The following is a 26,955-nucleotide window of genomic DNA, read 5'->3' as shown; positions in this document are numbered from 1 at the left end:
CACCCGTTCGGCCCAGGGTTCAGCGCGTCACGGTGAACTGCGCGGTCTGGCCGTGCATGCCGTTCGGCTTGCCGTCCGCCGCCGGTATGAAGTCGACCAGCGTGTAGGTCCCCGGGGTCAGGCCGACGAGGGACAGCTCGGAGCCCCCGTTCTCCTGGGCGATGGTCGTCACGTCCTTGGGGGAGAGCTTGCCGTTGAAGAGGTCCGCGCCCGTCGCGCCTTCCGGCAGGCGCAGCAGGATGGCCTCGTGCCGCTGCGTGCCGACGTTGGTCAGCCGCAGTACGGCGGAACCGTGCGGGGCGCGTACCGTCGTGCGGTCCAGCCGGAAGAAGTACTCGCCCATCTCCACGCGCACCTCCTGGGCCCCTCGCGCCACGGGCGAGTTGAGCGCCCTCAGGCCGTTCACCTTCAGGAACCCGTCCTTCGGGTCCTTCCACCAGGACATCTCGACGTGGGCCAACTGGTGGCCGTACGCAAGGTAGTTCAGGTCCGTGGTGAAGCTGCCGTCCGCGTACGCGCGCATGCCGTCGATGCGCAGGTGGTCGATGCGCAGCCCGCCCAGCACCTGGGGGACCGTGCGGTAGCTGTCCTGGCCCATGAAGTCCTTGACGAAGTGCGCGCTGAGCAGCGGGGCCGCGCGCAGGTGGTCACCGGCGTTGATGCAGGTGGTGAAGTTGCGTACGGCGGAGGCGACGCGCCGGTACGTGGCGTGGTCGGTGACCGGCCGGGAGGTGCCCGAGGGGGCCTTGGCGCTGTCGGGGTCCACGACGAGCGGCTCGCCCTCGGGCGGCAGCTGCGGCACGCGGCAGCGCTCGGTGACGGAGACGGGGGCCGTCGGGGGCCGGGCGGTGTGGGCGAGGGCGACCGGTGCGCCCGCCGCCAGTACGACGAGGGCGGCGAGCGCGGTGGCGGCCGATGCGGTCCTGCGCATGATGAGTCCTTTCAACGGGCCTTTCTCGATGGCACGTTGAGCGTCTCAACGGCGGGCGGGCCGTCCCATCCGGAGTTCCCCGGAACGTTCCCGGAGCCGGTCTCCTCCCGCGGAGGTAGCGGGACGGCGACCGGGACTACGTGGTGGTGTGCGTGGGGCAGACGGGACTACTTGGTGGTGTGCGTGGGATAGACCTGTACGTCGGTGTAGGCGCCCTTGATCGCTCCCGCGCCCGCCGGCCACTTCAGGTACACGGTGTGGGTCTCGTTCGGGGGCGTCACCTGGATCTCGATCGGGTGCGCGAGGCTCTTGCCGGTGGAGTCGATGTCGTAGGCGAGGTTGAAGACGGCGGTGTCGCCGGGCTTCAGCGTGGTGATGCGGGGTTCGGCACGGCCGCGCTCGATGGGGTTCGAGGTGTTGTCGGTGTCCTTGATGTCGACGCCAGGGAAGCCCGTCGCCGAACAGGCGGTGGGGCCCCGGTTGATCATCGTGATGTCGATGCGGCCGGACTGCTTGTCGGGGGCGGCGTTCCTGGCGTCGATGGCCAGGTCGGCGGTCTTGCAGACGGCGGCCTTCCCGCCGGACGGGGGCGCGTCGTCCGTGCCACCGGTACTGGTGCCGGTCTTGCCCCCCGAGCCGGGCTTCGCGTCGCCGCCGCCTGCGCCGCCCGCCGGCTTCGGGGTGCCTGCCGAGCCTGCGGAGGAGGAACCCTGCGAGGGGGCGGAGGCGGCGTCGTCGTACTCGTCGCCGTTGCAGGCGGTGAGGGAGAGCGCGGCGGCGATGCCGATGGCGGCGAGAGCGGTGAGGCGTGCGGACTTCACGGTGTTCCCCCAGGAGGAGAGCGGTGCATGCGGTCGGAAGTATTTGTATCTCGCACCGAGTTACGGGTGTTCCTCCGCGAGGTCTTTGTTCTGTCACAGGCGCGGGGAACTCTCGCGTACGCAGGGGCCTGCGGCCGGGAGGAGGGCGTACGGCGCGTCTGGTCGTCGGGCGGGTGATGCCCACGGGCCCGGCCCGGCCCCGTCCCCTTCCGTTCCGTCCCGTTCCGTCCCGTTCCGTTCCGTCCCGTACGCGTGGAGTGTCAGCGGTCGAGGAGTCGCCGGTAGACCGACCGCAGTACCTGGTCTTTGGCGGGGCCGGTGACCCGCCACTCCAGGTGCCACTCGTCCGCCGAGCGGACCGTGAACGTCCCCTCGTACCGGTCGGCCGCACACGGGTGGACGGTGGTCCAGACGCCCTCGCGCAGGTCGAGGTCGTGAAAGGGCCTGCCGTCGGCGAAGTCCACCTCCGCCGTCCCGTCGTCACGGGGCCGCAGTCGCAGCGTACGGCTCGCGGGGAACGTCCGGCCGTCCCAGTCGAGTCGGCCCTCCTCCACATGCGCCAGCGCGCCGCCGGGCGCCTCCTCGGTACTCCGGAAGTCGGCCGTTCCGACGAACCTGCCCTCCACGCCGCCCGTCAGATCACGGACGACGCGCTCGACGCTCCAGTACCCGCCGAGGTACGCGGCCGCGTCGGCGACGGGATACGGGCGGATCGGGGAGGACTCGGACGTACGCTCGCGGGGCATGCGCCCATTGTCCCGCGAAGCCGGCGACGCTCCGGCCCCGGACCCCCTGCCGGGGCGCGAGGGCACACACGGGGGTCCCTCGGACTGCGCGCCGGAATCGCCGGTCCGGAACGCGGCAGCCCGGGGTCGACCTGTGCGGTCATGGCTGACATGGCCTGGGGCCGACCTGTGCGGTCACGGCTGACCTGAGCGCCCCGCAGCCCCTGCCTGGAGTGCATGAACTTCCTGTATTCCATCAACGCTGCCGTTCCCCGGCCCCCTTCAGGAACTCCGCCGCCACCGGCCCCGCGTCCTTGCCGCCCGAGCCGCCGTCCTCGATCAGCACCGCGAAGGCCAGGTCGCCCCGGTAGCCGATGAACCACGCGTGGGTGCGCGGCGGGGACGCGTCGCCGTACTCCGCCGTGCCCGTCTTCGCGCCGGGTTCCCCGGCCATGCCGCGCAGTGCCTTGCCCGAGCCCTCGGTCACCACCGCCCGCATGAGCGTGCGGAGTTGGGAGGCGACCGCCGGCTCAAGTCGCAACGGGGCCTCGGCCCGTTGCTTCACCGCGTCGGGCACGAGCACCGGCTGACGGAACGTGCCGTCCTTCACGGTCGCCGCCACCGACGCCATCACCAGCGGACTGGCCTGCACCCGGCCCTGCCCGATCATGGCCGCGGCCTGGTCGTTGGCGCTGGTGGTCACCGGCACCGAGCCGTCGAACGTCACTGCCCCGACGTCCCAGCTCTGCCCGATCCCGAACGCCTTCGCGGTCTCCGTGAGCGAGCTCGGCGTCAGCCGGTCGCGCAGCGCGATGATGCCGGTGTTGCAGGAGTGGGCGAAGTCGTCCGCGAACGTGGCGCCCGCGGGCAGCTCGAACAGGTCCTGGTTCTCGAACCGCTGCCCGTTGACGGTCTCGTACTTCGGGCACGGCGTCGGCGTGCTCGTGCTCATCCCGCCGCCGATCAGCGCCGCGGCCGTCACCACCTTGAAGTCCGAGCCGGGCGGGTACTGGCCGCGCAGCGCCCGGTTCGTGCCGGTGGGCGGGTTGTCGGCCGCCGCCACGATCTCACCGGTGCTGGGGCGGATCGCCACGATCGCCGCGTTCTTCGACAGGCCGCGCAGCGCGGCCTCGGCGGCCTTCTGGGTCGGTATGTCGAGAGTGGTGCGTACGGGGCTGCCGCCGGTGCCCTTCGAGGTGTGCAGGGTGGCCAGGGTGCGGCCGGTGCTGGTGCCCACGATGGCGACACTGGACGCCGGCCGACCGGCCAGCCGCTTCTCGTAGCGGTAGTTCAGGCCGCTGGTGCCGGGTGCGCCGACCAGCGCCGGGGCCAGCCCGCCCAGCGGGGAGCCGTCGGCGGACAGGATCTCCGCGCGCCGGGACCCGGTCGTCACCGCGAGCTTGCTGCCGTCGGTGAGCCGGGGGTGGATGACCGCCGGGCTCCAGGTGACGCGCCAGGCGTCGCCCGTACGCACGACGGGTGCGGAGGAGTCGTAGGCGAAGCGGTCGCCGCCCTTGAGGTGCAGGGTCACGCGGAACGCGAAGCGCTCGCCCTCGCGTTCGCCGCGCCGCAGCTCGAAGCGCGTACCGGGCAGGTCCTTGGCGAGCGCGCCGAGCCGGGCGGAGGCCCCGGCCGGGTCACTGGTGGCACGCCCGGCCGCCGCCGCGTCGCCGGATGCCCACGCGGTCAGGAAGGCGTCCACTGCCGAGGCCCGTGCGTCCTTCTCCTCGCCGCCGAGCAGCAGCCGCCAGGCGACGGTGCCCGCACCGGCGACCAGGACGAGGACGAGGACCAGGAGCAGGAAGGGGCGGCGCCGCCGTGCGGCGCGTCTCATGTCCGACATGCGGCGATCAGAACAGGCGCAGCGCGTCGGCGTCCAACAGTCCTATCTGGATGATCCCCATAACGAAATGACTATGATTGCTGCTCATGGACCTCATCAAGCACGTCCGCTACTTCGTGGTGGTTGCTGAGGAGCAGCACTTCGGCCGGGCCGCGGCACGCCTCGGTGTGGCTCAGCCGTCGCTGTCGCAGCGCATCCAGCGGCTGGAGCGCGAGTTCGGGGTCCGGCTCTTCGACCGCACCAGCCGGGGAGCGGAGCTGACCGAGGGCGGCCGGCTGATGCTCGCCGAGGCCCGGCCACTGCTGGAGCGCGCCGACGCCCTGGAGGGGACGGCCGCACGGGTGCGCAGCGGAGCGGCCGGTCTGCTGCGGGCCGCGGTGCCGCCCGAGCTGGACAGCACGGTGGTCGCCGCGCTGGTCAGCGGCTTCCGGGACGGTTCGCCGGGGGTACGCCTCGAACTGCGCGAACGGGCCGCACAGGCGCAGCTCGCGGAACTGGCGGCCGGGACCCTGGACGCCGGGGTGCTGCGGCACCCGGTGGACGTGGCGGGCCTCGCGCTGGGCGAGGTGATGTGCCGACCGCTCGGGGTGGTCGTCCCGGACGACGGTCCCGCTACGGAGGCCGGCCCGGACGTCGGTCCCGCTACGGAGCCGGGCCCGGCCCGAGGCCCCGGCCCGGCCGACGGGCCCCTGGCCCTCGCCGAGCTCACCGGTCGTGACCTGGTGCTCTTCCCCCGCAGGTCCGGGCCGGCCCTGCACGACGAGATTCTGGCCACCTGCCGCAGGCACGGCTTCGAACCCGGTACGGTGATCGCCGGCCGCGATCCGGCGTTCGTCACCGGCATGGTCCTGTCCGGTACGGCCGTCGCCTTCGCCCCGCGCGAGCGGGAGGTGCCCGCCGGGGCCGCCTGGCGCGAGCTCACCGGGGCGCCCCTCCTGGAGCGGGTGTCGGCCGCCTGGCTGCGCAGCCGGCAGGGCGACCCGGCGGTGGAACTGTTCGCGGCGGTGGTGGAAGAGGCGTTGGCCGAGTACGGAGGAATGATCCCGGTGGCACAGACCGTCGCGGCAGGGCGCCCCGGGGCTCCGGTGCCGCGCCTGGGGTTCACGGTATGAGCGGGGCGGCGACCGGCGCGGTGCGCACCCGGCTGCGCGCGGTGTTCGCGGACGCGGGCGTCACGGGCCGGCTGTACGCGCTGGACCTGGACAGCGGCGCGGACGTGGGAATCGGCGCCGACACCCTGGTCAGCACCGCCAGTACGCACAAACTCTGCCTGGCCGTGACGGTGCAACGGCTCGCCGACGCGGGCCGCCTCGACCCGAGGGAACAGGTCGACGTCCCGGTCGAGGGCCGCACCCCCGGCGGCACGGGCATCGCCCTGCTCCGCGACCCGGTGCGCATGTCGTTGCGCGACCTGCTCGCCCTCGCCCTCACGGTCAGCGACAACGCGGCGGCGGACGTGCTCTACGACCGCGTCGGCCTGGACGGCGTGAACCGGGCCATGGCCGAACTCGGCCTGACCCGCACCGTGGCCGTCCACACCGGCCGCGACCTGCTCGCCGCGATCGACGAGGACTGCGGCGGCGACCAGGCCCGCCTGCTGGTCGACCCCGGCCTGACCACCCGTCTGCGCGTCCTCGATCCCGAGCGGACGAACCGCAGCACCCCGCGCGAGCTGGCCCGGCTGCTCGCCGCCGTCTGGCACGACGAGGCGTGCGCGCCCGAGGGCGCGGCGGAACTGCGTTCCGTGCTCGCCCACCAGGTCTGGCCGCACCGGCTGGCGTCCGGCTTCCCCTTCGACGACGTACGGGTGGCGGGCAAGACGGGCACCCTGCCGACGCTCCGCCACGAGGTGGGCGTTGTCGAATACCCCGACGGCGGCCGCTACGCCGTCGCGGTCTTCACCCGCGCCGCCCGCACGGCCGCGAACCAGCCCGCGGCGGACGCAGCCATCGGCACCGCGGCCCGCCTCGCGGTGGAGTCCCTGCGCGTACCGGCCGGCCAGGGCGGGTGAGGAGGACCGGGGGCGATCGTCCACCGGCCCGTGAAGCCGACCGCCCGATCCCACGGACGTACGGTCGCACAGGGGCAGTCGCCCCTAAACTCGACCGGCAGCCACAGCGTCGACCACCGGGGGTGCAGGATGAGTTGGCGATGCGCGAAGTGCGGGGAACCCGTCACGCCTGCCGAGCACGAGTGGATATCCGGTGCCACACTCCGCCACTCACGTGAGGCCTTCCACGCCTGGACCGGCGCCCGGCGCGTACTGCCCAACGGCACCGAGCAACGGTGGCGCACACCGTCCGAGCGCACGCACCGGCCCGAGCCCGACCGAAGCTCCCCTCAAGATGCCGGTGACGGGCCGCCCACGCCGCTCCGGCCCGACGCCTCGGCGGCCGGCCGGACCACGCAGGTATCCCCTGCCGTCGAACGTCAAGAGCGAACGGGGAGCGTGCCCACGCCCCGCAGCCAAAGCGGCCCTGTGGGCAGAGCACTCCGCAAGGTCGACCTTGTCACTGCCACGGCTGTCATCGCCGCCGCCGTCGCCCTGACCGCCATCGTGGCGGCCGTCTTCGTCTTGGACCCCGAGGACGAGACCAAGCGTGTCTCCCCAGGTACCACGACCGTCCAGCCAGAGTTCGATGTCACCCCGCCCGGGCTGTCCGGCCCCTCGCCACTCGACTCCCCCCTGCCCGCGTACACCCCTCAGCCCGGCAAGGGATCGAACACCACGGGCGGCCGGCCCCGGGGCGAGCGTGACAACGATGATTACTACGACGAGAATTACGGCAACGACGACGAGTGGCATCGCCGGCACGGAAATCCCGACGAGTACTACGACGGCAACTACGACAACGACGACGACTACCACCGCAAGTACGGTTGACCCTTCCCGAACCGGCAGCCGCTACCGCGTCGTCGACCAGTCGCGGATCGCGGTGGCGAACTCCTCGGGGGCGTAGGACTCCACGTAGAGCCCCGCGCCCTCGACGATCACGGTCCTGTGGTCGGTGAAGATCGCTTCCTGGCGTTCGCGCTCCCGGGTGCGGAAGCCGATCTGGGCGTCGCCCCACACGATCAGCGTCGGGAGCCGGGAGAGATCCGCGAGACCCGCCTCCACCTCGGTGAAGAAGGCCCGGCCGGCCAGGATCCGGTCCGGCAGTACGGCCGAGGCCCGGCGTCGCTGCGGGGTGCCCAACGCCCTGCGGCAGTGGGCCGTTTCGGCCGGGGACAGCTTCCGCCTCCGGTGGCCCATGGGCAGGAAGGCCTTGACGACGAGGTTGAACCGCCGGGCCGGGAAGCGGGCCGGCGGACCTCCCGCGATGCGGCCGAAAGCCTCGAAGTACGGGTCGCCGTTGACCGGCCAGGCCCAGGAGTTGGCGAGCACCGGCCGCTCGAAGACGCCCGGCCGGCGCAGCGCGGCGGCCGGCCCGATCGGACCTCCCCAGTCCTGCCCGACCCGAGCGACCCCGCGCAGGCCGAGCGCGTCGACGAACCCGCTGACCACGTCCGCGTGCTCCTCGGGCAGATACCGGTAGCCGGGCTTCGGCGTCGACAGCCCGAAGCCCGGGTAGTCGAGCGCGACGCACCGGAAGGCGTCGCGCAGTGCCGCGATCACGTCGCGCCAGAGGAACGACCAGGTCGGATTGCCGTGCAGGAACAGCAGCGTGGGGCCCGTCCCCTCGTCGACGTAGTGCACCGTGTGCCCGTCGATGTCGACAAAGCGGCTCTCGAACGGGAACAGCCCGTCGTCGACCCAGGAGGGCCGGGTGCGCATCGGCGTGCGGTCATGCTCCGCCGGGAGGCGTACGCGGGACATGCTCCCGCAGCAGGCGTACGCGAAGGGCCCCGCCACGGCGGGTAGCGGGGCGCACGACCCTGTTTCGCCGGGCCGTGGTTCAATGCCGAGCGTGATCTCACCCGTACCCGGCGGCCTGGAGTAGCGCATGGTGGAGTCCCTGCGCCCCGGCGATCCCCGGCGCATCGGTCCGTACTCACTGGACGGGCGCCTGGGCGCGGGCGGCATGGGGCAGGTCTTTCTCGGTACGTCGTCGGGCGGGCGCCGGGTCGCGGTGAAGGTCATTCGGCCGGAGCTCGCCTCAACTCCGCGGTTCCGGGAGCGGTTTGCCCGCGAGGTCGAGGCGGCGCGGCGGGTCGGGGGGTTCCACACCGCCCAGGTCGTCGACGCCGATCCGCATGCCGTATCGCCCTGGCTGGTAACGGAGTTCATACCGGGGGCCACGCTCCAGCAGGTCGTCGCGCAGCAGGGACCGTACGCCGAGGACGCGGTCCTGCGGCTCGGCGCGGGGCTCGCCGAAGGGCTCGCCGCCATCCACGGCTGCGGCCTCGTGCACCGTGACCTGAAGCCCGGCAACGTGATCGTCGCCGGTGACGGGCCGCGCATCATCGACTTCGGCGTGGCCCACGCCTCCGAGGCCGGGCGGCTGACCCGTACCGGCGCGATCATCGGTACGTACGCCTACATGTCGCCGGAGCAGATACGGTCCGCCCACGTCACCCCGGCCGGAGACGTCTTCTCCCTCGGCTCCGTCCTGGCGTTCGCCGGTACCGGCCGCAGCCCGTTCGACGCGTCGAGCGTCCCGGCGATCATCCACCGGGTGGTCGGCGAACCGCCCCGCCTGACGGGCCTCGACGAGGACGGCAGCCTGCACCGACTGATCCGCGCCTGCCTGGCCAAGGACCCCGCCGAACGCCCCTCCGCCGCCGAGATCCTGCACCGCCTCTCGGTCACCGGCCCCGCCGCACGTCCCCCCGCCCCTCGTCCAGTTGCCCGGCGCAGGCTGCTCCTGGGCGGGATCGCGGCCGCCGCCACGGCCGGGGCCGCCGCCTCCGCGTTCCTGTTCCTGCCGGGCGACCCGGGCGACCCGGGCGACGAACGGCCGAAAGGCTCGGAGAGGGCCCGTTCCGGTACGTCCCCGACCCCCGCCCGCAACCCCGCCGAGCCGGTCGCACGGCTGACCGACCGGACCGACGACATCGACCGCCTGGCCTTCAGCCCCGACGGGCGGACCCTCGCGGGCGGCGGCCTGAACGGCGAGGTGCTGCTCTGGGACCTCACGTCCCGGCGCCTGACCGCCACGCTGAAGGGCCACGCGTCGAGCATCCTCAGCCTGGTCTTCAGCCCGGACGGCGAGACGCTCTACAGCGGCGGCCTCGACCAGACCCTGCGCCACTGGGACATGCGCACCCGCGCCCCGAAGGGCGTCCTCGCCCGCTACTCAGGCACCTTCGAGAGCGTCAACGGCCTGGCGGTCGCCCCCGGCGGCGACCTGCTTGCCGCGGCCCTCAACAGGGGCGGGCTCCGACTCGTGAGCACCTCGACCGGACGCTCCACCGACCCCTTCGGCCGGCACACCGGCGCCGCCTCCGCCGTCGCGTTCAGCCCCGACGGCACGACGGTGGCCAGTGCGACCGAGCGGGGCAGGAACGATCCGGTGGAGCTCTGGTCCGCCACCACCGGCCGCCGCATCAGGACCTTCGTCGACGACCGGGACAAGCGCTACCGCTCGGTGATGTTCAGCCCGGACGGCAGGAGCCTCGCCGCCACGGGGGACGACGTGAGGGTGTGGGCCCCGGACACCGGCCGCCTCACCGCGACGTACACCAACCGTGACGGCGACGGCGCCGTCGCGGCGTACCGCCCCGGGAGGCCCGGGACGATGGTGGTCGCGGGCCGGGCCGGGTACCGCCAGGCGGACGCCGACCCCCGAGGCAAGGACATCAGCCTCTGGGACATCGCCACCCAGCGGGTCGTGACCACCCTGACCGGCACCACGTCCCCGTCCCGCCCCCTCCTGAGGACCATGGCGATCGCGTTCAGCCCAGACGGCGGGACGCTGGCCGCCGTCCTCCACCGCACCTCCGCGAACCACGCGTCGCACAGCGAGATCCACCTCTGGAATCTCCCCTAGCTCCCCCCGCTCCTCATCCCTCCCTCCCCCCACCGGACGGTACGCATGGACGCGCTCGAACCCGACGACCCGCAGTGGGTCGGCACCTACCGCCTGGACGGCCGCCTGGGCGCGGGCGGCATGGGGCGGGTCTATCTCGGTACGTCGCCGGGCGGCCGCCGGGTCGCGGTCAAGGTCATCCAGCCGGGGCTCGCCTCAACTCCGCAGTTCCGGCGGCGTTTCGCCCGCGAGGTCGAGGCGGCGCGGCGGGTCGGCGGTTTCCACACCGCCCAGGTCGTCGACGCCGACCCGAACGCCGCGTCCCCCTGGCTGGTCACCGCGTACATCCCGGGCCCGACGCTGAGCGAGGCCGTCCGCACGCAGGGCCCGTTCGCCCCCGACGCGGTGCTGCGGCTCGGCGCGGGGCTCGCCGAGGGGCTGGCCGCCATCCACCGGTGCGGGCTGGTCCACCGCGACCTGAAGCCCGGCAACGTCATCCTCGCCGAGGACGGACCCCGCATCATCGACTTCGGCATCGCCCGTGCCGTGGACGCGAGTTCACTGACCGAGACCGGGGCGATCGTCGGGACGTACGCCTACATGTCGCCGGAGCAGATCCGTACCGACCGGGCCGGGCCCGCCGGCGACGTGTTCTCCCTCGGCTCGGTCCTGGCGTTCGCCGCCACCGGGCGGAGCCCGTTCGACGCGCCGTCCCTGGTGGAGGTCGTGCAGCGCATCCTCGACGACGAACCCTCGCTCGACGCCGTGGAGGGCAGCCTCCGCGCGCTGCTGGCCGCGTGCCTGTCCAAGGACGCGGCCCACCGGCCCTCGGGGGCCGAACTCCCGTCCCTCTTCGCCGAGTTGTCCGCCGGTGTCCCGGCTCGGGCGCACGTCTCCGACGACGTACCCACGATGGCCCTGTCGGGACCGCCGTCCGAGTCCGGGCCCGTACCGAAGGCCGCGTCGCAGTCCGAGCCCCTGCGGGACGGGCTCCCGGGAGTGACCCGGCCCGAACCGACCACCCCCTACCCGCCCGCTCATCCACCGGCAGTGCCGAAACCCGCCGCTCCCGCACCGCCCACCCCCGGCATGCCCCGGCGCAGGCTCCTGCTCGGCGCGGTCACGGCCGTCGCCTCAGTGGGCGCCGTCGTCGGGATTCCGCTGCTGCGGCAGGAGGAGGACAAGGGCTCCAGCACGTCGGGCACGCCAGGACCGGATCCTTCCGGGGCCGTGGTCTTCGCGAAGAACGCCCAGGACGCCCAGGACGGCTCCGACCGTTCCGCGCCACCGGGCCTGCGCACCATCGGCTTCGCGAAGGACGGCCGGACGCTGCTGGGCGCCGGTGACGACGGTGTGATCCGCCGCTGGGACGTCCGTACCCGACGCGGCACCAGTACGCGCATCGGCTGGGCGAAGCACCAGCAGCCGACGCTGTTCAGCCCGGACCGGGGGCTCCTGATCAGGGCCGAGGAGAACAAGGTCCGCCTGTGGGACGTGGCGTCGGGACGGCTGGTGCGGACCCTGGAGGGCCCGCCGTCCCCCGAGGCGAACCAGGGTTATCTGTACGCCCTCGCCGTCAGCCCGGACGGCCGGACCCTGGTCGGCGCGGCCCTGGACGCGGGCCTGTACGTCTGGGACCCGGCCACCGGCCGCAGGCTCGACGTGCGCCAGGGCAAGCACGACGGGCCGTTGGCCATCAGTGCGGACGGTGAATTCCTCACCACCGCAAGCCCGTTGACGCTGCGCAGGCTCTCGAATCGGCAACGCGTGGCGACCGTCGACGAGGAACGGGTCGGCCGGGACGCCGCGGCCTTCAGCCCGGACGGCCAGCTCCTGGCGTATGCCGAGACGGACGGACCCGTCAGGCTGTGGCACACCGCCACCCGACAGCGCGTCGCCACGCTGAAGGGCCACAAGAAGGGGGTCAACGCCCTGGCCTTCCACCCGAGCGCCGGCCGCCTGGCCAGCGGCAGCGAGGACGGCACCGTCCGCCTGTGGGACACCGCCGCAGGGACGACCACCGCCACCTTCACCTGCCCCGGCCGGGTGACGGCCGTGGCCTTCAGCCCCGACGGCACGAGCCTGGCGGCGGGCCACGACGGAGGCCCGGCCCGCGAGGGCGAAGGCGCGGAGGAAGCTGCCAGGCTCTGGCACCTGCCGTAGCGGCCACCCCAGCCATGTCCGCGAACTCCTGTGCAGGCCACGGCAGTTGACGGCGGGCGTCGAGCTCCTTCGCATCGGCATGCGTTACGGTTCCGGCAGTCGGCGTAGCTCGGACGCGGGCACGCACGGGCGGGCCCGCGAGCTGCTGGAGGGGTCCGGTCATGACGGACGGCGACGAGCTGGAGGGTCCGGCCATGACGGACGGCGGCGACCCGGAGACGGCAGCGGACGCGGCCCGCCCCCGTACGCAACCCCGCCGCCCGACCGCGCCGCCCGCCCGCACCCCGCCGCCCGACCGCGCCGCCCGTACGCAACCCCGCCGCCGCCGTGGACGCGGAAAGCACCCCAGCGGGTCGGGGGCACCGCGCGCCGTACCCCGCGTCGGACCCTGCCCGGTCACACGCACGCAGAAGGAGCACGATGACCACGCCGCCCACCGTCACCCTCACGCTCGTCGAGGGACGGCTCGACCCCACCGAGTACGTCTTCGACGAACGCGCCACCTGCGTACTCGGCCGCTCCGTCGACTGCTTGCCGCAGATACCCGACGACGCGCACCACACGACCGTCTCGCGCCACCACTGCCTGCTGGACATCAACCCCCCGGACATCCGCATCCGCGACTTCGGCAGCCTCAACGGCACGTACGTCAACGGCGAGAAGATCGGCCAACGCCGCCGGGGCCTCACCCCCGAGGAGGCCGCCACCGAGGTCTACCCCGAGCACGACCTCGCCGACGGCGACGAGATCCGCCTCGGCGACACCGTGCTGCGCGTCGGCGTGTCCCGGCCGGCCACGCTCGTTCTCGTACGGTGTGCCCAGTGCGCCCGCGAGATCGGCGACGGGGCGGACGGCCGGGGCGGCGAGATCCTGTGCGCCCCCTGCCAGGCAGAGCCGGGCGCGGTCCTGGACCTGCTGCTGGAACTGGCCCAGGGCGGCCGCCCCGACCTGACGGCCATTCACGGATACACGGTGACACGGGAGTTGGGGCGCGGTGGCATGGGCGCCGTCTACCTCGCCCGGCACGAAGCCACCGGCGTGGACGTGGCGCTGAAGGTGATGCTGCCCAAGGTGGCAGCGAACGCCACCGCCCGGGCCCGCTTCCTGCGCGAGGTCGCGCTCACCCGGGCGCTCAAGCACCCGCACGTCGCCGCCCTGCACGACGCCGGGTTCGCGGACGGGACCTTCTTCCTGACCACCGAGTTCTGCACCGGCGGCAGCCTGGACCGGCTGCTGGCCGAGCGCGGCGGGCGGCTGCCGGTCCAGGAGGCGCTGCCGATCGCGGTGCACGCGCTGCTCGGCCTGGAACACGCCCACGGGCAGGGCGTGGTGCACCGCGACCTGAGCACCTCCAACATCCTGCTCCAGGAGGAACCCGACGGCTCCCGCACCGCGAAGATCGCCGACTTCGGCATCAGCAAGGCCTTCGACCAGGCGGGCCTGAGCGGTCTGACCCGTACCGGGGCGACGGCGGGAAAGCCGATGTTCATGCCGCGCCAGCAGGTCGTCAACTTCCGCAGGGCCGCACCCGAAGTGGACGTGTGGGCGCTCGCGGCCTGCCTCTACACCATGCTCACCGGACAGCTCCCGAGGGAGTTCCCGCGCGGCAAGGACCCCTGGCAGGTGGTCCTCCAGGAACCCGCCGTCCCGATCCGCCGCCGCGACCCCGCCGTGCCCGCCGCGCTCGCCGAGGTCATCGACCAGGCCCTGGTCGAACGCCCGAGGATCGGCTTCCAGAGCGCGGCGGACCTGCGCAGGGCCCTGGACCAGGCGGCTCCCTGAGGCTGACGGGGCGGTGCCGGATCAGGCCTGCGCGCGGGCCCGGGAGTCCACGTCGTCCATGAAGGCGAGCATCCGGGCGTTGACCAGGTCGGGGTGGTCGAGCTGCGGTCCGTGCCCGGTGTTGGCGATGATCTCGGCCCGGGCGCCGGGGATCAGCCGGGGCACCCGCTCCAGCTGGCGCCTCGGGTGCACGAGCAGACTGCGCCTGCCCATGATCAGGTCGAACGGTGTGCGGATCGTGGCCAGTTCGGCGTCCGACAGCGGCAGCGGGGCCGGTCGGCGTATCCGGTAGGCGCGGGCGCCCGCCTGTATCCACCGGCGTACGACGGGATCGGCGATCACCGGCTGCTCCAGCCACGCCGCCAGGCGCGGTCGCAGTGCCCGGGGCGCGAAGGACGCGAAGAGGCTGACGAAGACCCAGGCGAAGAAGCGCAGGCCCACCTTCTCCAGCCCGCCGGGGTCGAGCGCGGTGACCGAGGCGAGCCGCCCGGGCCGCAGATGGGCCTGGTTGATGACGAGCCACCCGCCGTAGGACGAGCCGACGACGTGGACCCGGTCGAGGCCGAGCGCGTCGAGCGCCTCGTCCATCCACTGCGCCGCACGCTCGGGCTGCCACATGGGTTCGCGCTGGACGCTGCGGCCGGCGTCGCCGGGGGTGTCGAGCGCGTAGACGGGGCGTTCGGCGCTGAGCGCGGGGGTGTTGGGGTACCACATGGCGGAGCAGTAGCCCGCGCCGTGGATGAGGACGACCGGCGTGCGCGCCGCGGCCGCCGGGTCCTTCGGAACGTACCGGTAGACGTGCGTCGTGCCGAAGCTGGTCTCCACGTCCGTCTCGGAGTCGATGCGCGCACCCTTCGCGAAGACGGCGTCGCAGGTCGCGAAGTACCGGTCGCGGAGGGTGTCGTTGACGTAGCGGCCGACGTCGCGGCGCGGTCGGGTCGAGCTCTCGGGCACGGGAGGACCTCCGGGTGGATGCGAGCGTTATGGTACGAACGTATCACGAAGATGGTACGGCTGTACCATGAAGCTTCCAGGGGCCTCCGGAAGCGGACGAACTGGACCCGCATCCACCACTCACGGGCGGAGACCCACCCATGCCCAAGCTCGTCGATCACGAGGAACGGCGCAGGCAGATCGCCGACGCGCTCGTCCGGGTCGCCGGACGGCGCGGACTGCACGCCGTCGGCATGCGGGACGTGGCAGCCGAGGCGGGAGTGTCGCTGCGCCTCGTGCAGTACTACTTCCAGACCAAGGAGATGCTGCTCTTCCACGGACTTGAGCGCCTCGCCGAGGGATTCACCGCCCGTGTCGGGGCCCGGCTCGCGGCGATCGGGCCCGGCCCCGGCCCGCGTGCCACCGCCGAGGCGCTGCTGCTGGCGTCCCTGCCGACCGACGGGGAGAGCCGCACCTTCCACCTCCTGTTCAGCTCGTACGCCCTCCTCTCCGTGACCGACGAGGCGCTCGCTGCCCAACCGTTCCTCGCCAATCCGAAGACCGCCGAGGACGGTCTCGCGGGCCTGCTCGAAAGAGCACAGGGGGACGGGCTCGCCGATCCCGGCATCGACGCGCGCATGGAGGCCGTCAGCCTGCTCGCCATGACCGCGACCCTGGGCACCGGCATTCTGGTCGGCCAGCGCACCCCGGAGGCGGCCGTCGCGGTCCTGCGCCACCACCTGGACCGCATCTTCACCGCCGCCGCCTGACGGCCGGGTCCCGGGCCGGGGCGGTGAGACGCGGCACCGGGACGATGGCACGAGTCCCCGGCACGACGCCACGAGTCCCCGGCACGATGTGACGAGCCCCTGGACGTGTTCACGAGACCGTCATGCCGGACCCTCGTCGTCACCCTTGTCGTCCGGCGGAGGCGTCCCCCATGATCTGCGGCATGCCAGCAGACCTCCGGGACCGCCCCGAACCCGTCCCGCCCCTGCCGCGCCGGGTACGCGTGGGGTACGGGCTCGGCTCGCTGTGCACAGGCACCTTCGCCACCGTGCCCGGGCTGATCCTGCTGTACTACCTCACCAACGTCCTCGCCGTGCCCGCCGCCGTCGCGGGCGCCGCCGTGTTCCTGCCGAAGGCCTGGGACGTCCTGATCAACCCGCTGGTCGGCGCGGTGTCCGACCGCAGCCGCCTGCGCGGCGGACCGCGCCGCCCCTTCCTGCTGCTCGGCGCCTGCACCCTGCCGCCGCTGTTCGCGCTCCTGTTCGCCGCGCCGCCCGTGCGCGGAGCGGCCGCCGCCGCGTACGTGGCCGTGGTCTTCCTGCTCGCCGCCACCTCGTACGCCGTCTTCCAGGTGCCGTACGTGACGATGCCCGCCGAGATGACCGAGGACCCGGCCGAACGCCGGCGGGTGCTCGGCTGGCGGGTGGCGTTCCTCGGGGTCGCGATCCTGCTGTCGGGGGCGTTCGCCCCGGCGATCGCCCACGCCGAAGGGGACAGCCCGGTGAGCTACCGGGCGATGGGGGTCGCCGTCGCGCTGCTGCTGGCCGTCGGCATGTTCGGCGCGTGGTTCAGCACCCGGTGGGCCCCCACGGTGGCCCGCAGCGAGGCCGAGCCGTCGATCCGGGCGCAGTTGGCCGCCGCCAGGTCCCACCGCCCGTTCCTCCACCTGCTGGTCATGTGGTCGGTGCAGGCGCTCGCCGTGGGGGTGATGCTCGCGGGCGTCCAGTACTTCGCCACCTACACCCTGGGCAGCCCGGGCGCGGTCACCCCGCTGTTCGCCTGCCTCATCGGCCCGCTGGTGCTGGTGATGCCGCTGTGGAACCGGCTCGCCCGGACGCGCGGCGTCAAGACCGCCCAGTGGTGCGCGTCGCTGCTCTTCGTCGTCGGGTCCCTGCTCCTCGCCCTCACCCCCGTGGCCGGGGCCGGCGTCGGCTACGCGGCCACCGCCGTCATCGGCGTCGCCTACGCGGGGCTCCAGTTGCTGCCGATGACCCTGCTCGCCGACACCCTCGCCGCCGACGTCGTACGCACCGGCAGGCGCAGGGCCGCCACCTTCACCGGGCTGTGGACCGCCGCCGAGACGCTCGCCTTCGCGCTGGGCGCGGGGGTGTTCGCGCTGGTCCTCGCGGCGACGGGGTTCCGTTCGTCGGAGGCCGATCAGGAAGTGGCCCAGCCCGGCGTCGCGTTGACCGGGATCACCCTGGGCATGAGCGTGCTGCCCGCCCTGCTCGCCGCCGCGAGCCTGTGGGCGCTGCACCGCTACCGCGAGGACGGCCCCGCGGGCCGATCCGTACCCGTACCCCTGAAGGAAGAGACCAGCCGTGACGACTGAACCCGCCCGCACCGCCCCCGACGTGCTCGCCGAACTGCGCGCCCTGCGCGAGGGCGACGCGCCCACCCGCGGGGGGCGGACCTTCGCGTACGTCTACGACGCGGGCCTGGCGGGACTCGACGAGCTCGCGGCGGCCGCGTACACGACGTTCGCGACGGTCAACGGACTCGACCCGACGGTCTTTCCGAGCGTCGCCCGGCTGGAGAACGACGTGGTGGGGGCGGCGGTACGACTCCTGGGCGCACCCGGCGCGCAGGGCACCTTCACCAGCGGCGGCACCGAGAGCATCCTGCTCGCCGTCAAGGCGGCCCGCGACCACGCCCGGGCGGTGCGCGGGATCAGCGCCCCGCAGCTGGTGATCGCCTCGACCGCGCACGCCGCGTTCCACAAGGCCGCCCACTACCTGGGGCTGGAGACCGTCGTCGTGCCCGTCGACCCGGACAGCTTCCGGGCCGACGCGGACGCCATGGCGGCGGCGCTCACCGACCGCACCGCACTCGTGGTCGCCTCGGCGCCCTCGTACGCGCACGGGGTGCTCGACCCGGTCGGCGAGATCGCCGCCGCGGCCGCCGGGCGCGGGGTGCTCTGCCACGTCGACGCCTGCATCGGCGGCTGGCTGCTGCCCCACCTGCGGCGCGCGGGCCGCGAGGTGCCGCCCTTCGACCTGTCGGTGCCGGGCGTGACCTCGCTCTCGGTGGACCTGCACAAGCACGGGTACGCCGACAAGGGGGCTTCGGTCGTGCTGTACCGGGACGCCGAACTGCGCCGCCACCAGTACTTCGCGCACGCGGGCTGGCCCGGCTACCCGGTGGTCAACCCGACCGTGCAGGGCACCAAGTCCGGCGGTCTGCTGGCGCAGGCGTGGGCGGTGCTCCAGCACGTCGGCGAAGACGGGTACACGGCCCTGGCCGGGCGGGTCGCCGAGGCCTCCGACCGGCTCCTCGCCGGGCTGCGCGCGACGGAGGGCGTGCGGGTGCTGGGCGAACCGGCGGCGGGGCTGGTGGCGTTCACCGTCGGCGACGGGCCGGGTGCCACGGCGGGGGGCTCGCCGGGCAATGTGTCGGGCAGCGCGCCGGGCAACGTGTCGGGCGGCGCGCCGGACCTGAGCCTGCTGCTGCACCTCGCCGACGAGATGCGCGAGCGCGGCTGGTACCTCCAGCCGCAGCTCTCCTTCGACGGGCTGCCGCCCAACCTCCACCTCACCCTGACCCCGGCCACCGTGGGCCAGGTCGACGCGCTGCTCGACGACCTGGCCGCCGCGCTCGGCGCGGCCCGCGCGCTGCCCCCGGTGACCGTGGACCCCGCACTCGTGGACCTCGCCGCCGGACTCGACCCGGCGGCACTGGGCCCGAAGGAGGTCGCGGACGTGCTGGCCTTCGCGGGACTCGGCGGCGGGAGTGGCGCGGGCGGCGCGGGCGGGCTGCCCGACCGGATGGCCCCGGTGCTGGTGCTGCTCGACGCGCTGCCCGGGCCGCTGAAGGAGCGGCTGCTCAGCGAGTTCTTCGGCTCGGTGTTCCGGGTCTGACCGTAGGCAGCGACAGCGACCGCCGACGCGTCCTCGTGGCCCACTGCTCGGAGGCCGGTGCGCAGTACGACACCACGGGTCGAGCCGTGGGCGTTCGTCGTGCGCCACGTGCGACGGCTGGAGCCCGTCGGCGCCACCTCCTGCCGCCTCACTGGGACGACGAGCAATCCCTCCTGGTACGCCGAGCAACTCGCCGCCCTGCCCATGGCGTTCCGCATCACGGGCGGCGAGGAGCTGCGCCACTGCGTCCGTGCCCTCGGCCAACGCCTGCTGCGAGCAGCCGGGACGCTCCCCAGGTGACTACACCTTCGGGGAGTTCTCGGGCCCGGGCCGCGCACGCGTGAGCAACAGGACGCCGTACACCGTCAGTACGGTGCCGACCGCCTGCGGCACCAGCCACCACCCCGTGCGCACCTGATCCCCGAAGAGCACCGCCCCGAGCAGCAGGCTCGCGAACGCCTCGCCCAGCGTGAGCGCGGGCTGGGACACGAACAGGGGCCCCGACCCCAGGGCGTTGGTGAGCAGGAAGAGCGCCGCCGCGCCCGCCGCCACACAGCCGTACGTCTGCCAGGCACCGGCGAGCGCGGCGAGACCTCCCTCGCCGAGGTGTGCCACGGCGCTCTTCATGAGCGTCGCCGTCAGCCCGTACGCGATCGCGCTGCCCAGCCCGAACAGCACGGCCCGCGCCTTCCCGTACGGCCGCCGCCCGGCCCACCCCGCGCACAGGACCACCGCCGCCGAGGCGACCGCGACCGCCGTGACCCACAGGCCGTCGGAGACCGGCCGCCTGCCCTCCGCGGGTGCGGCGGCGCCCAGGGCCAGGGCGAGCCCGCAGGAGGTGAGCAGGCACGCCGTCCAGCCGCCGGGCGGCATGGAGGTACGGGTGAACGCGTGGGCGAAGAGGAGAGCCAGGGGCAGTTCGGCGACCAGGATCGGCTGGACGAGGGTGAGCGAGCCCCACGTCAGCGCGGCCGCCTGGCAGACGGCCGCGAGGACGATGACGGCGATCCCGGCGAACCAGGCCCGGTTGCGCAGCAGATGACCGACGAGCCGGATGCTGAAGGCGTCGCCCTCGGGCACGGCGCGGGCCGCGACACGCTGGAGCACGGTGCCCCCGGCGTTCGCCGCGGCGGTCAGCACCGCGAACGCCGCGCCCAGCGCCGGACCACCTGCCTCCGCGAGGCTCACCGGGGCCTGCCGGGCGCGGGAACACCGCCGCCCGCATGGACCCCGTACGCCAACAGCAGCAGCCATGCCCCGACCAGCGTCAGGTGCAGGCGCTGCGGTACGCCGTGCCAGCCCGGGTGGTCCAGCAGCGGCCCGACGGTGGCGAGCGCCGCCAGCATCGACGCGCCCAGCAGCGGCAGCCCCCAGCGGCCCACCGCGCCCCAGCCGCCCGACCCCGCGCGGTCCGCCCCTGCTTGGCGGCTCGCCCCCGCTTGGCGGCGCGCCCACCACGCCAGCCACGCCATCGACGCGAAGAGGAAGAAGTGCACCAGGCCGCTCGTCACCGTGTGCACGGGGTGCACCGCACTGCACCCGGGCTCCAGCGAAGGGGCGCAGTCCAGCGGGAAGAGCACGTCGGCCACCGAACTGAACCCGAAGCCCACCAACGCCCACCAGCCGAGCCCGCCGCCCTGCCTGCGCCACGCCAACGCCCCCGCCACCAGGAGCGCCGCCGAGCCGAGTTCGAAGGCGGCGAACAGGGGGCGGGTTGCCTGGTCGGCGGCGTACAGCTCGCTGACGTAGGAATGGCGGGGGTCCAGCGGCGTGCGGACGGCCGACTCGATGATCCAGGAGTTGTACAGCAGGGCCGCGCCGCCCAGGCTCCCCGCCGCCAGAAGGCGCCGCCACGGCACGTGCCGCTCGCCCCGCCGTGCCACCACCGCACCGCTGCCCATGCCCCCGCCCTTCCGCACGCGCGGGGCGGGCCGTCACGGAGAGGTGGTGCCCCGGGGTGCCGTGCACTGATGACCGTGTGTCCCAACAGCCGGTGCGGCAAACGCAGTTGGGGCATCGTGCGGGGCGTGCTCCCAGGCCTGGGGTGCGGCGTGCCTCACAGGCCCAGGTCGCGGCCGACGATCTCCTTCATGATCTCGGTGGTGCCGCCGTAGATGGTGGAGATCCGCGAATCGAGATAGTCGTGGGCGATGCGGTATTCCATCATGTAGCCGTACGCGCCGTGGAGTTGGACGCAGCGCCCGACGATGTCGACGTACTGCTCGGTCGCCCAGAACTTCGCGGCCGCCGCGTCCACCGCGGTCAGTTCGCCGCGCACGTGCCGGGCGAGGAGGTCGTCCAGGTAGACGCGGCCGACGCGGGCCGTGGTGACCATCTCGGCCAGTTGGAAGCGGGTGTTCTGGAAGGTGCCGACCGGGCGGCCGAACGCCGTGCGCTCCTTGACGTACGCAAGGGTCCGCTCCAGCACTCCCTCGATGGAGGCGACCGCGTTCGCGGCGATCGAGATCCGCTCCTGCGGGAGGTTGCGGAGCAGCGAGGCGAAGCCCGTGCCCTCCGCGCCCAGCAGGTTGGCGGCGGGCACCCGGACGTCCTGGAAGAACAGTTCGCTGGTGTCCTGGGCGTGCAGCCCGACCTTCTCCAGGTTGCGGCCCCGGGAGAAGCCGGGCCGGTCGGCCTCGATCACCAGCAGGCTGAGGCCGCCGTGGCGGTCGGGTCCGGTCCGGACGGCGGTGACGACGAGGTCGGCGTTCTGGCCGTTGGAGATGAAGACCTTGCTGCCGTTGACGATGTAGTCATCTCCGCCGCCGTCGCGGACGGCGGTCGTGGCGATACCGGCCAGGTCGCTGCCGGTCCCCGGCTCGGTCATCGCCACCGCGACGACGAGTTCCCCGGCGGCGATGCCGGGCAGCCAGCGGGCCTTCTGCGCGCCGTCGGTCAGGTCGGTGAAGTACGGGATCACGATGTCGCTGGAGAGCGTCACCGCGGCGAGGCCGTCGGCCGCCGGGTGGCGGGAGAACACCTCGCCGATCACCGCGTTGAAGCGGTAGTCGGCGACGCCTCCGCCGCCGTACTCCTCGGGGATGTTGAAGCCGAGGATTCCGGCCCGCGCGGCCTCCTCGAACAGCGCGCGGTCGACCTTGCCCTCGGCCCGCCAGCGCTCGGCATGCGGGGCGGCGTGCTTGTCGGCGAAGGCGCGGGCCGTCGCGCGGAGGAGCTCGTGCTCGTCCTCGTACAGCGACCGCTCGGCGGAGATCACACCGGTCATCAGAACCCCTGTTTCGGATCGTGGGCGTACAGCGTCATGGGCGTCAGGAGGAGGGGATGTACGTTGGGTCAACTGCCGGGCAGCAGTACCGGTTTGGTCGTCAGCCCCGCCCGGTGGTCGGCCACCGCGCGGTCGAGGCCGGCCAGCGGATACGTGGTCACCAGCCGGTCGAGCGGCAGCAGCCCGGCCCGGTGCCGCCGGACCAGCTCGGGCACGAGCACCCGGGGATCGGCATCGCCCTCCACGCAACCATGCACGCGCAGCCCGCGCATCATCAACGACCGTACGTCGACGGGTACTTCGGCCGCCCCGAGCCCGACCAGGGCGAGCGCCCCGCACGGCTGGAGCAGGGCCAGTGCCCGGGTGATCGCCTCCGGCTGCCCGGTGGTGTCGAGCACATGGGTGACCGGCGGCAACGGCTCGTCCAGCGAGGCGACGGCCTCGGCGCCGCACCGCTCGGCGAGTGCCCGCCGGGCCGGGGCGGGCTCGGCCACCACGACCTCGACGCCCTCCCCGAGCGCGGTGAGCACGGCGGCCGCGCCCACGCCCCCGGCGCCGACGACCAGCAGCCGGTCGCCGGGCCCGGGGCGCAGCACGTTGAGCACCGCGCCCGCCCCGGTCAGGAACCCGCACCCCAGCGGCGCGACCGCCTGCGGGGACACGTTACCGACCGGGACGCAGGAGCGGGCGTCGGCCAACGCGGCCGTGGCGAAGGACGACTGGCCGAAGAAGGAGCCGAAGACCGGCTCGCCGCCCACCCGCAGCGTCGCCGATCCGTCGAGCCGCCGCCCCGAGCCGTTGAGGGCGGTGGCCCAGGCGCAGTACCCCGGAAGTCCGGCGCGGCAGCGGGCGCAGCCGCCGCACGAGGCAAAGGAGACCACGACCCGGTCGCCGACCGCGAGGCCCGTGACCGCCGCGCCCAGGTGCTCGACGGTGCCGCACCCCTCGTGGCCGAGGACGGCGGGGCGCTCGCCGAGCCTGCGCCGGGTGACGAGGTCGGTGTGGCACAGGCCGACCGCCTCGATCCGTACGACCACTTCGTCGGAGCGGGGGTCGTCCAGTTCGGCGTCGACGAGTTCGCTGGGGGCCGTGCCGCGCGACAGGACGGCGGAGACCTTCATGTGCCTTCCTGGGAGGACTCGCTTCCCAGGGCGGATTCCCGAGGGGACTCGCGTTCCAGGGCGAAGTAGAAGAGGTGCCCGCTGTCGGACACGGCCGCCGCCCTGCCGTTCATGACGCCGAGCAGGGTGGTGTCGTCCACCCGCTTGAAGTGGTCGAGCACCGCCATGCCGTCGTAGACCATGGTGGCGGTCACCTCGCCCCGGAACTCGACGTTCCAGAGGCTGGCCCCGCCCCGGCCCGACGTGGTGTCGCTGTAGAGGCTTCCGTCGTCCGCGCGGCAGATCAGCGGCTCGGCGTCGTCCAGCGCGGCGAACCGCTTGCCGTGCCACCGGCTGCGCGCCAGCACCCGTTCAACGGGGTGCCCGGTCCGGAAGGCGTGACCCCGCCAGGAGCCCAGGACCGACGTGGCGTCGACGGTGGCCAAGTCGGCCCACAGGGCGTCGAGTTCGGCCGCGTCGACCGTGCCCGCCGCGTTCCGCAGGGCGTCCCACCACTCCCGTACGGGAGGCCTGTCGCCGGTCACCGCACACGCAGCCGGCGCAGCAGGGCCAGTTGGCGGTTGGTCGTACGGACGAAGCGCAGCGCGGACTGCCCCGGCGGGGGGCCGAGCGGCAGCAGGCGCTGCACGGCGAGCGTCTGGGCCTCGGTGTACTTGCGGATGCCCTCCGCCCCGTGGCGGCGGCCGAGTCCGCTGTCGCCCATGCCGCCCATCTCCGCCTCGACGCTCCCGGCCGCCGCGGCGGCACCGTCGTTGACGTTGACCGATCCGGCGCGGACGCGGGCGGCCAGCCGGGCGGCCTCGCGGGTGTTCCTGGACCAGATCGACGCGGAGAGGCCGTACGTCCCCGCGTTGGCCAGGGCCACGGCCTCGTCGTCCGTACCGTACGGGTACAGCGACACGACCGGCCCGAAGGTCTCCTTCGCGCAGACGTCCATCTCCGGCGTGACGCCCTCCAGGACGGTCGGCGCGTAGAAGAGCGGCCCGACGTCGGGGCGCGCCCGGCCGCCGGTGAGTACCGTGGCGCCCTTGGCGACGGCGTCCTCGACGTGTGCCCCGACCGCCGCGAGCCGCGCCGCCGAGACCAGTGAGCCGAGGTCGCAGGTGTAGTCGTACGCGTTTCCCAGCCGCAACGACTCGGTCACCCGGACCAGTTCGGCGCGGAAGGCGTCGTACACGTTCTCGTGCACATAGACCCGCTCGACGTGGATGCACATCTGCCCGGTGTTGGTGAACGCGGCCACGGCGGTGCCCGCCGCGGCGGCGACGACGTCGGCGTCCTCGCGCACGATCAGCGGGTTCTTGCCGCCGAGTTCGAGGGAGGCGCCGATGAGCCGCCGGGCGGCGCGTTCGGCGACGGTGCGGCCGGTGGCGGTCGAACCGGTGAAGCAGACGAAGTCGACCGCGTCGACGAGGGCGTTGCCCACGGTGGGGCCGTCCCCGGCGACGATCTGCCACAGCTCCGTCGGCAGGCCCGCCTCGTGCAGCAGGGCCCGCGTCCAGAGCAGGGTCAGCGCGGCCTGCGGGTCGGCCTTGGAGACCACGCCGTTCCCGGCCAGCAGCGCGGGGAGTACGTCGCCCACGCCGAGGTAGAGCGGGTAGTTCCACGGGGAGACGATCCCCACCACGCCCCGGGGGACCCGCAGTTGGGTCACCCTGGTCAGCCCGGGGACCATTCCGCGCACCCGGCGGGGGGCGAGGTGGCGGCCCGCGCGGCGGGCGTAGTGCCGGGCGATGGTCGCGACCTGGGCGATCTCCATCCAGGCGTGGTAGCGGGCCTTGCCGGTCTCCCACTGGATCAGGTCGAGCACCTGGTGCTGCCGCTCCAGGAGCAGGTCGTGGAAGGCGAGCACGATCTCACCGCGCCGCGCGACCGGGGTCCGCGCCCACCGGCGCTGGGCGGCGGCCGCCGCCGCGACGGCGGAGTCGACGTCCTGGGGCGTGCAGGAGGGGACGGGGGCGATCGGGGCCAGGTCGAACGGGGCGAGTGCGGTGAGGGGTGGGGCCGGGGGCGGCTCCCGGCGGGCCTCGTCCCGGTGCACCCACGCGCACCACCGGCCGATCAGCTCGTCGGTCACCCAGGGGGGCCGTGACGGGGCTGCGAGGGCGGATGCGGCGTCGGGTGAGGGCGGTGCCGTCGTGTCCTGCTCCGTGTTCATGGGGCTCCTAGGGAGGGGGCCTTGCGGAGGGGCTTGTGCGGGGGCGTGCCGAGGTGCTTGCCGAGGTGCTTGCCCAACGGGCGGTCCAGCGCGTGGTTTTACCGCGTGCACAGGTCTTGCCGACCACTGGGCGCGTCATTATGTTAATCGGAAATCACATCGCGGGACAACCAAGTGACCAGCCCGAAGTTGGCCCATACGCGCTTCTGGGAAGCGCCGTCCAACCGCGTGGAAGGTAGACAAGTAAATGGAAGATCTCACTCGAAGGCGCGCCCTCTCGATCGGCGCCGTCCTGGGTCTCACCGCCGTGACGAGCGCCCCGCAGGCCTGGTCGTGGTCCTCCGCGGGCTCGATCGCCGGGGTCGACGCCGTCACCGACCCGTTCCAGGTCTGGGACCCGGTCGCGGACGACGTCGCGGCGCGTCTGCTCGCCGACGGCTCCATCGCCTCGGTGAACCGTGCCTGGAAGGCGTGGAACCGCAACAGCGACGCCCTGCCGTCCGGCATGCCCGGCTACCTCACCGACTACCTGCGCGACGTCAACCGGCTTCCCTCCTGGGCGGACCCCGCACTCCTCGCCGCGTCCGAGAAGCTCTACAAGCGCCTGAACAGCTACCTGTTCGTCTCCGAGAGCCTGGGCAGCGGCATCCTCTCCACGGTGATCCCGCGCGAGGCCAGGGCGGTGTACTGGTCGGCCGGCGGCGCGGACATGAAGGAACGCGCGGCCAAGACCTTCACCTTCGGGTACGACCTGCACAGCCCGACGACCTGGCAGCCCCAGGGCTACTTCGTGGTCAGCGCCAACAAGACGCGCCTGGTGCACTCGGTGGTCCGCAACCTGCTGGTGACCTCCAAGCGCTTCATGGAGACCGCGGACCAGCCGAAGCCGATCAGCAACGGCGACATCCTGGTGACCTTCCACTCCGTGGCCACCGTCGCGTACAAGAACATGAAGAAGTGGGGCATCAAGGTCTCCGCCCAGGAGGAGGCCGCCGACCTGCACGCCTGGCAGGTCGCCCTCCATCTGCTGGGCGTGCAGCGCCAGTTCATCCCCGCGAGCTGGGCCGAGGCGGTCAAGCAGGCCGACCAGATGCTGTGGCCGGTCGTCGCGCCGACGGCGGAGGGCATCAACCTGGCGAGGACGCTGATCGGCTACATCGAGGACGCGACCCTGGGGCTGACCACCGGGTTCGTCAACGAGATGGTCCGCTACCTGATCGGCGACAAGTACGCCGACTGGCTGGGCCTGCCGCGCGACTGGGTCTCGCGCGGCCTGATCAAGGTCGCCTGGCCGGTGTACGTGCGCTTCCGCGAAGGCCTGTCACCGGTCGCCCCGGAAGCCCTCTACCTCTTCGACCAGTTCATCCGGGGCGTCGCGATGATGTTCCTCAACAACGGAACCTCGCCGACGCAGACCCTGATCACCCTCCCCGCCGCCAACCGCCCCGGGGCCTGAACCCGCCGCTCCCCCCTTCCC

At 73.4% G+C, this 26,955-nt stretch carries 23 protein-coding genes; 11 read left to right on the top strand and 12 right to left on the bottom strand.

Annotated features, from left to right (window positions below):
- Positions 1–19 precede the first annotated feature (19 nt).
- From ACIO3O_RS01415 to ACIO3O_RS01400, 4 genes are all read right to left on the bottom strand, one after another.
- Positions 20–931, bottom strand: coding sequence for a hypothetical protein (locus ACIO3O_RS01415; protein WP_401740494.1), 912 nt, complete (start codon positions 929–931; stop codon positions 20–22).
- A gap of 167 nt (positions 932–1,098) precedes the next feature.
- Entirely contained in the window at positions 1,099–1,752 is a 654-nt protein-coding gene (locus tag ACIO3O_RS01410) for a DUF4232 domain-containing protein (protein ID WP_401740491.1), read from the bottom strand.
- A gap of 260 nt (positions 1,753–2,012) precedes the next feature.
- Positions 2,013–2,498 (bottom strand): DUF6314 family protein, encoded by a 486-nt coding sequence (locus ACIO3O_RS01405; RefSeq protein ID WP_401740489.1) that lies wholly within the window; start codon positions 2,496–2,498, stop codon positions 2,013–2,015.
- Between the two features lie 235 nt (positions 2,499–2,733).
- Complete coding sequence (locus tag ACIO3O_RS01400; RefSeq protein ID WP_401740486.1) at positions 2,734–4,320, bottom strand: penicillin-binding transpeptidase domain-containing protein; 1,587 nt, start codon at positions 4,318–4,320, stop codon at positions 2,734–2,736.
- A gap of 86 nt (positions 4,321–4,406) precedes the next feature.
- Here ACIO3O_RS01400 and ACIO3O_RS01395 point away from each other — a divergent pair, with 86 nt between their 5' ends.
- The 3 genes from ACIO3O_RS01395 to ACIO3O_RS01385 all read left to right on the top strand — a co-directional run bounded on the left by ACIO3O_RS01395 (position 4,407) and on the right by ACIO3O_RS01385 (position 7,204).
- Positions 4,407–5,432: a LysR family transcriptional regulator gene (locus ACIO3O_RS01395; RefSeq protein WP_401740484.1), complete on the top strand. Its 1,026-nt coding sequence runs from the start codon at positions 4,407–4,409 to the stop codon at positions 5,430–5,432.
- On the top strand, positions 5,429–6,331 hold the full coding sequence (locus tag ACIO3O_RS01390; RefSeq protein ID WP_401740481.1) for a serine hydrolase: 903 nt from the start codon (positions 5,429–5,431) through the stop codon (positions 6,329–6,331). The genes ACIO3O_RS01395 and ACIO3O_RS01390 overlap by 4 nt, the downstream gene beginning before the upstream one ends.
- A gap of 468 nt (positions 6,332–6,799) precedes the next feature.
- Positions 6,800–7,204: a hypothetical protein gene (locus tag ACIO3O_RS01385; RefSeq protein WP_401740479.1), complete on the top strand. Its 405-nt coding sequence runs from the start codon at positions 6,800–6,802 to the stop codon at positions 7,202–7,204.
- 21 nt (positions 7,205–7,225) lie between these two features.
- Here ACIO3O_RS01385 and ACIO3O_RS01380 read toward each other — a convergent pair whose 3' ends face one another.
- A complete protein-coding gene (locus ACIO3O_RS01380) occupies positions 7,226–8,137 on the bottom strand; it encodes an alpha/beta fold hydrolase (RefSeq protein ID WP_401740477.1) in 912 nt (303 codons plus the stop codon).
- A gap of 127 nt (positions 8,138–8,264) precedes the next feature.
- Here ACIO3O_RS01380 and ACIO3O_RS01375 point away from each other — a divergent pair, with 127 nt between their 5' ends.
- From ACIO3O_RS01375 to ACIO3O_RS01365, 3 genes are all read left to right on the top strand, one after another.
- Entirely contained in the window at positions 8,265–10,250 is a 1,986-nt protein-coding gene (locus ACIO3O_RS01375) for a WD40 repeat domain-containing serine/threonine protein kinase (protein ID WP_401740474.1), read from the top strand.
- A 45-nt stretch (positions 10,251–10,295) separates the two neighbouring features.
- The gene (locus ACIO3O_RS01370; protein WP_401740473.1) at positions 10,296–12,392 is read left to right on the top strand and encodes a WD40 repeat domain-containing serine/threonine protein kinase; all 2,097 of its coding nucleotides are present in this window, start codon (positions 10,296–10,298) and stop codon (positions 12,390–12,392) included.
- Between the two features lie 420 nt (positions 12,393–12,812).
- Entirely contained in the window at positions 12,813–14,174 is a 1,362-nt protein-coding gene (locus ACIO3O_RS01365; RefSeq protein ID WP_401740472.1) for a protein kinase, read from the top strand.
- A gap of 21 nt (positions 14,175–14,195) precedes the next feature.
- Here ACIO3O_RS01365 and ACIO3O_RS01360 read toward each other — a convergent pair whose 3' ends face one another.
- Positions 14,196–15,128, bottom strand: a complete 933-nt coding sequence (locus tag ACIO3O_RS01360; RefSeq protein ID WP_401740469.1) for an alpha/beta fold hydrolase — start codon at positions 15,126–15,128, stop codon at positions 14,196–14,198.
- A 140-nt stretch (positions 15,129–15,268) separates the two neighbouring features.
- Between ACIO3O_RS01360 and ACIO3O_RS01355 the strand changes: the two genes are divergently transcribed.
- The 4 genes from ACIO3O_RS01355 to ACIO3O_RS01340 all read left to right on the top strand — a co-directional run bounded on the left by ACIO3O_RS01355 (position 15,269) and on the right by ACIO3O_RS01340 (position 19,273).
- Positions 15,269–15,877, top strand: a complete 609-nt coding sequence (locus ACIO3O_RS01355; protein ID WP_401740466.1) for a TetR/AcrR family transcriptional regulator — start codon at positions 15,269–15,271, stop codon at positions 15,875–15,877.
- Positions 15,878–16,059: 182 nt separating this feature from the next.
- Positions 16,060–17,448 (top strand): MFS transporter, encoded by a 1,389-nt coding sequence (locus tag ACIO3O_RS01350; protein ID WP_401740464.1) that lies wholly within the window; start codon positions 16,060–16,062, stop codon positions 17,446–17,448.
- Positions 17,438–18,973, top strand: a complete 1,536-nt coding sequence (locus tag ACIO3O_RS01345; protein ID WP_401740462.1) for a pyridoxal phosphate-dependent decarboxylase family protein — start codon at positions 17,438–17,440, stop codon at positions 18,971–18,973. Before ACIO3O_RS01350 ends, ACIO3O_RS01345 begins: the two co-directional genes overlap by 11 nt.
- Before the next feature lie 57 nt (positions 18,974–19,030).
- A complete protein-coding gene (locus ACIO3O_RS01340; protein ID WP_401740461.1) occupies positions 19,031–19,273 on the top strand; it encodes a hypothetical protein in 243 nt (80 codons plus the stop codon).
- Here ACIO3O_RS01340 and ACIO3O_RS01335 read toward each other — a convergent pair whose 3' ends face one another.
- From ACIO3O_RS01335 to ACIO3O_RS01310, 6 genes are all read right to left on the bottom strand, one after another.
- The gene (locus ACIO3O_RS01335; protein ID WP_401740458.1) at positions 19,274–20,161 is read right to left on the bottom strand and encodes a DMT family transporter; all 888 of its coding nucleotides are present in this window, start codon (positions 20,159–20,161) and stop codon (positions 19,274–19,276) included.
- The gene (locus ACIO3O_RS01330) at positions 20,158–20,874 is read right to left on the bottom strand and encodes a DUF998 domain-containing protein (protein WP_401740457.1); all 717 of its coding nucleotides are present in this window, start codon (positions 20,872–20,874) and stop codon (positions 20,158–20,160) included. The genes ACIO3O_RS01335 and ACIO3O_RS01330 overlap by 4 nt, the downstream gene beginning before the upstream one ends.
- 155 nt (positions 20,875–21,029) lie before the next feature.
- Positions 21,030–22,199, bottom strand: coding sequence for an acyl-CoA dehydrogenase family protein (locus ACIO3O_RS01325; RefSeq protein ID WP_401740455.1), 1,170 nt, complete (start codon positions 22,197–22,199; stop codon positions 21,030–21,032).
- A gap of 68 nt (positions 22,200–22,267) precedes the next feature.
- Positions 22,268–23,320, bottom strand: coding sequence for an alcohol dehydrogenase catalytic domain-containing protein (locus tag ACIO3O_RS01320; protein ID WP_401740452.1), 1,053 nt, complete (start codon positions 23,318–23,320; stop codon positions 22,268–22,270).
- Positions 23,317–23,844: a DUF4334 domain-containing protein gene (locus ACIO3O_RS01315; RefSeq protein WP_401740449.1), complete on the bottom strand. Its 528-nt coding sequence runs from the start codon at positions 23,842–23,844 to the stop codon at positions 23,317–23,319. The genes ACIO3O_RS01320 and ACIO3O_RS01315 overlap by 4 nt, the downstream gene beginning before the upstream one ends.
- Positions 23,841–25,478 carry a succinic semialdehyde dehydrogenase gene (locus ACIO3O_RS01310; protein ID WP_401740446.1) on the bottom strand — a complete coding sequence of 546 codons (1,638 nt, stop codon included), beginning with the start codon at positions 25,476–25,478 and terminating at the stop codon, positions 23,841–23,843. The genes ACIO3O_RS01315 and ACIO3O_RS01310 overlap by 4 nt, the downstream gene beginning before the upstream one ends.
- 247 nt (positions 25,479–25,725) lie before the next feature.
- On the opposite strand from ACIO3O_RS01310, the gene ACIO3O_RS01305 reads away from it, so the two are divergent.
- The gene (locus ACIO3O_RS01305) at positions 25,726–26,934 is read left to right on the top strand and encodes an oxygenase MpaB family protein (protein WP_401740443.1); all 1,209 of its coding nucleotides are present in this window, start codon (positions 25,726–25,728) and stop codon (positions 26,932–26,934) included.
- Positions 26,935–26,955 lie beyond the last annotated feature (21 nt).

The sequence above is a fragment of the Streptomyces sp. NPDC087440 genome (assembly GCF_044744005.1).
In the GTDB taxonomy this organism is placed as follows: domain Bacteria; phylum Actinomycetota; class Actinomycetes; order Streptomycetales; family Streptomycetaceae; genus Streptomyces.
Note: the sequence above shows the minus strand (reverse complement) of the source record. Positions and strands in the feature narration are given on the sequence as shown.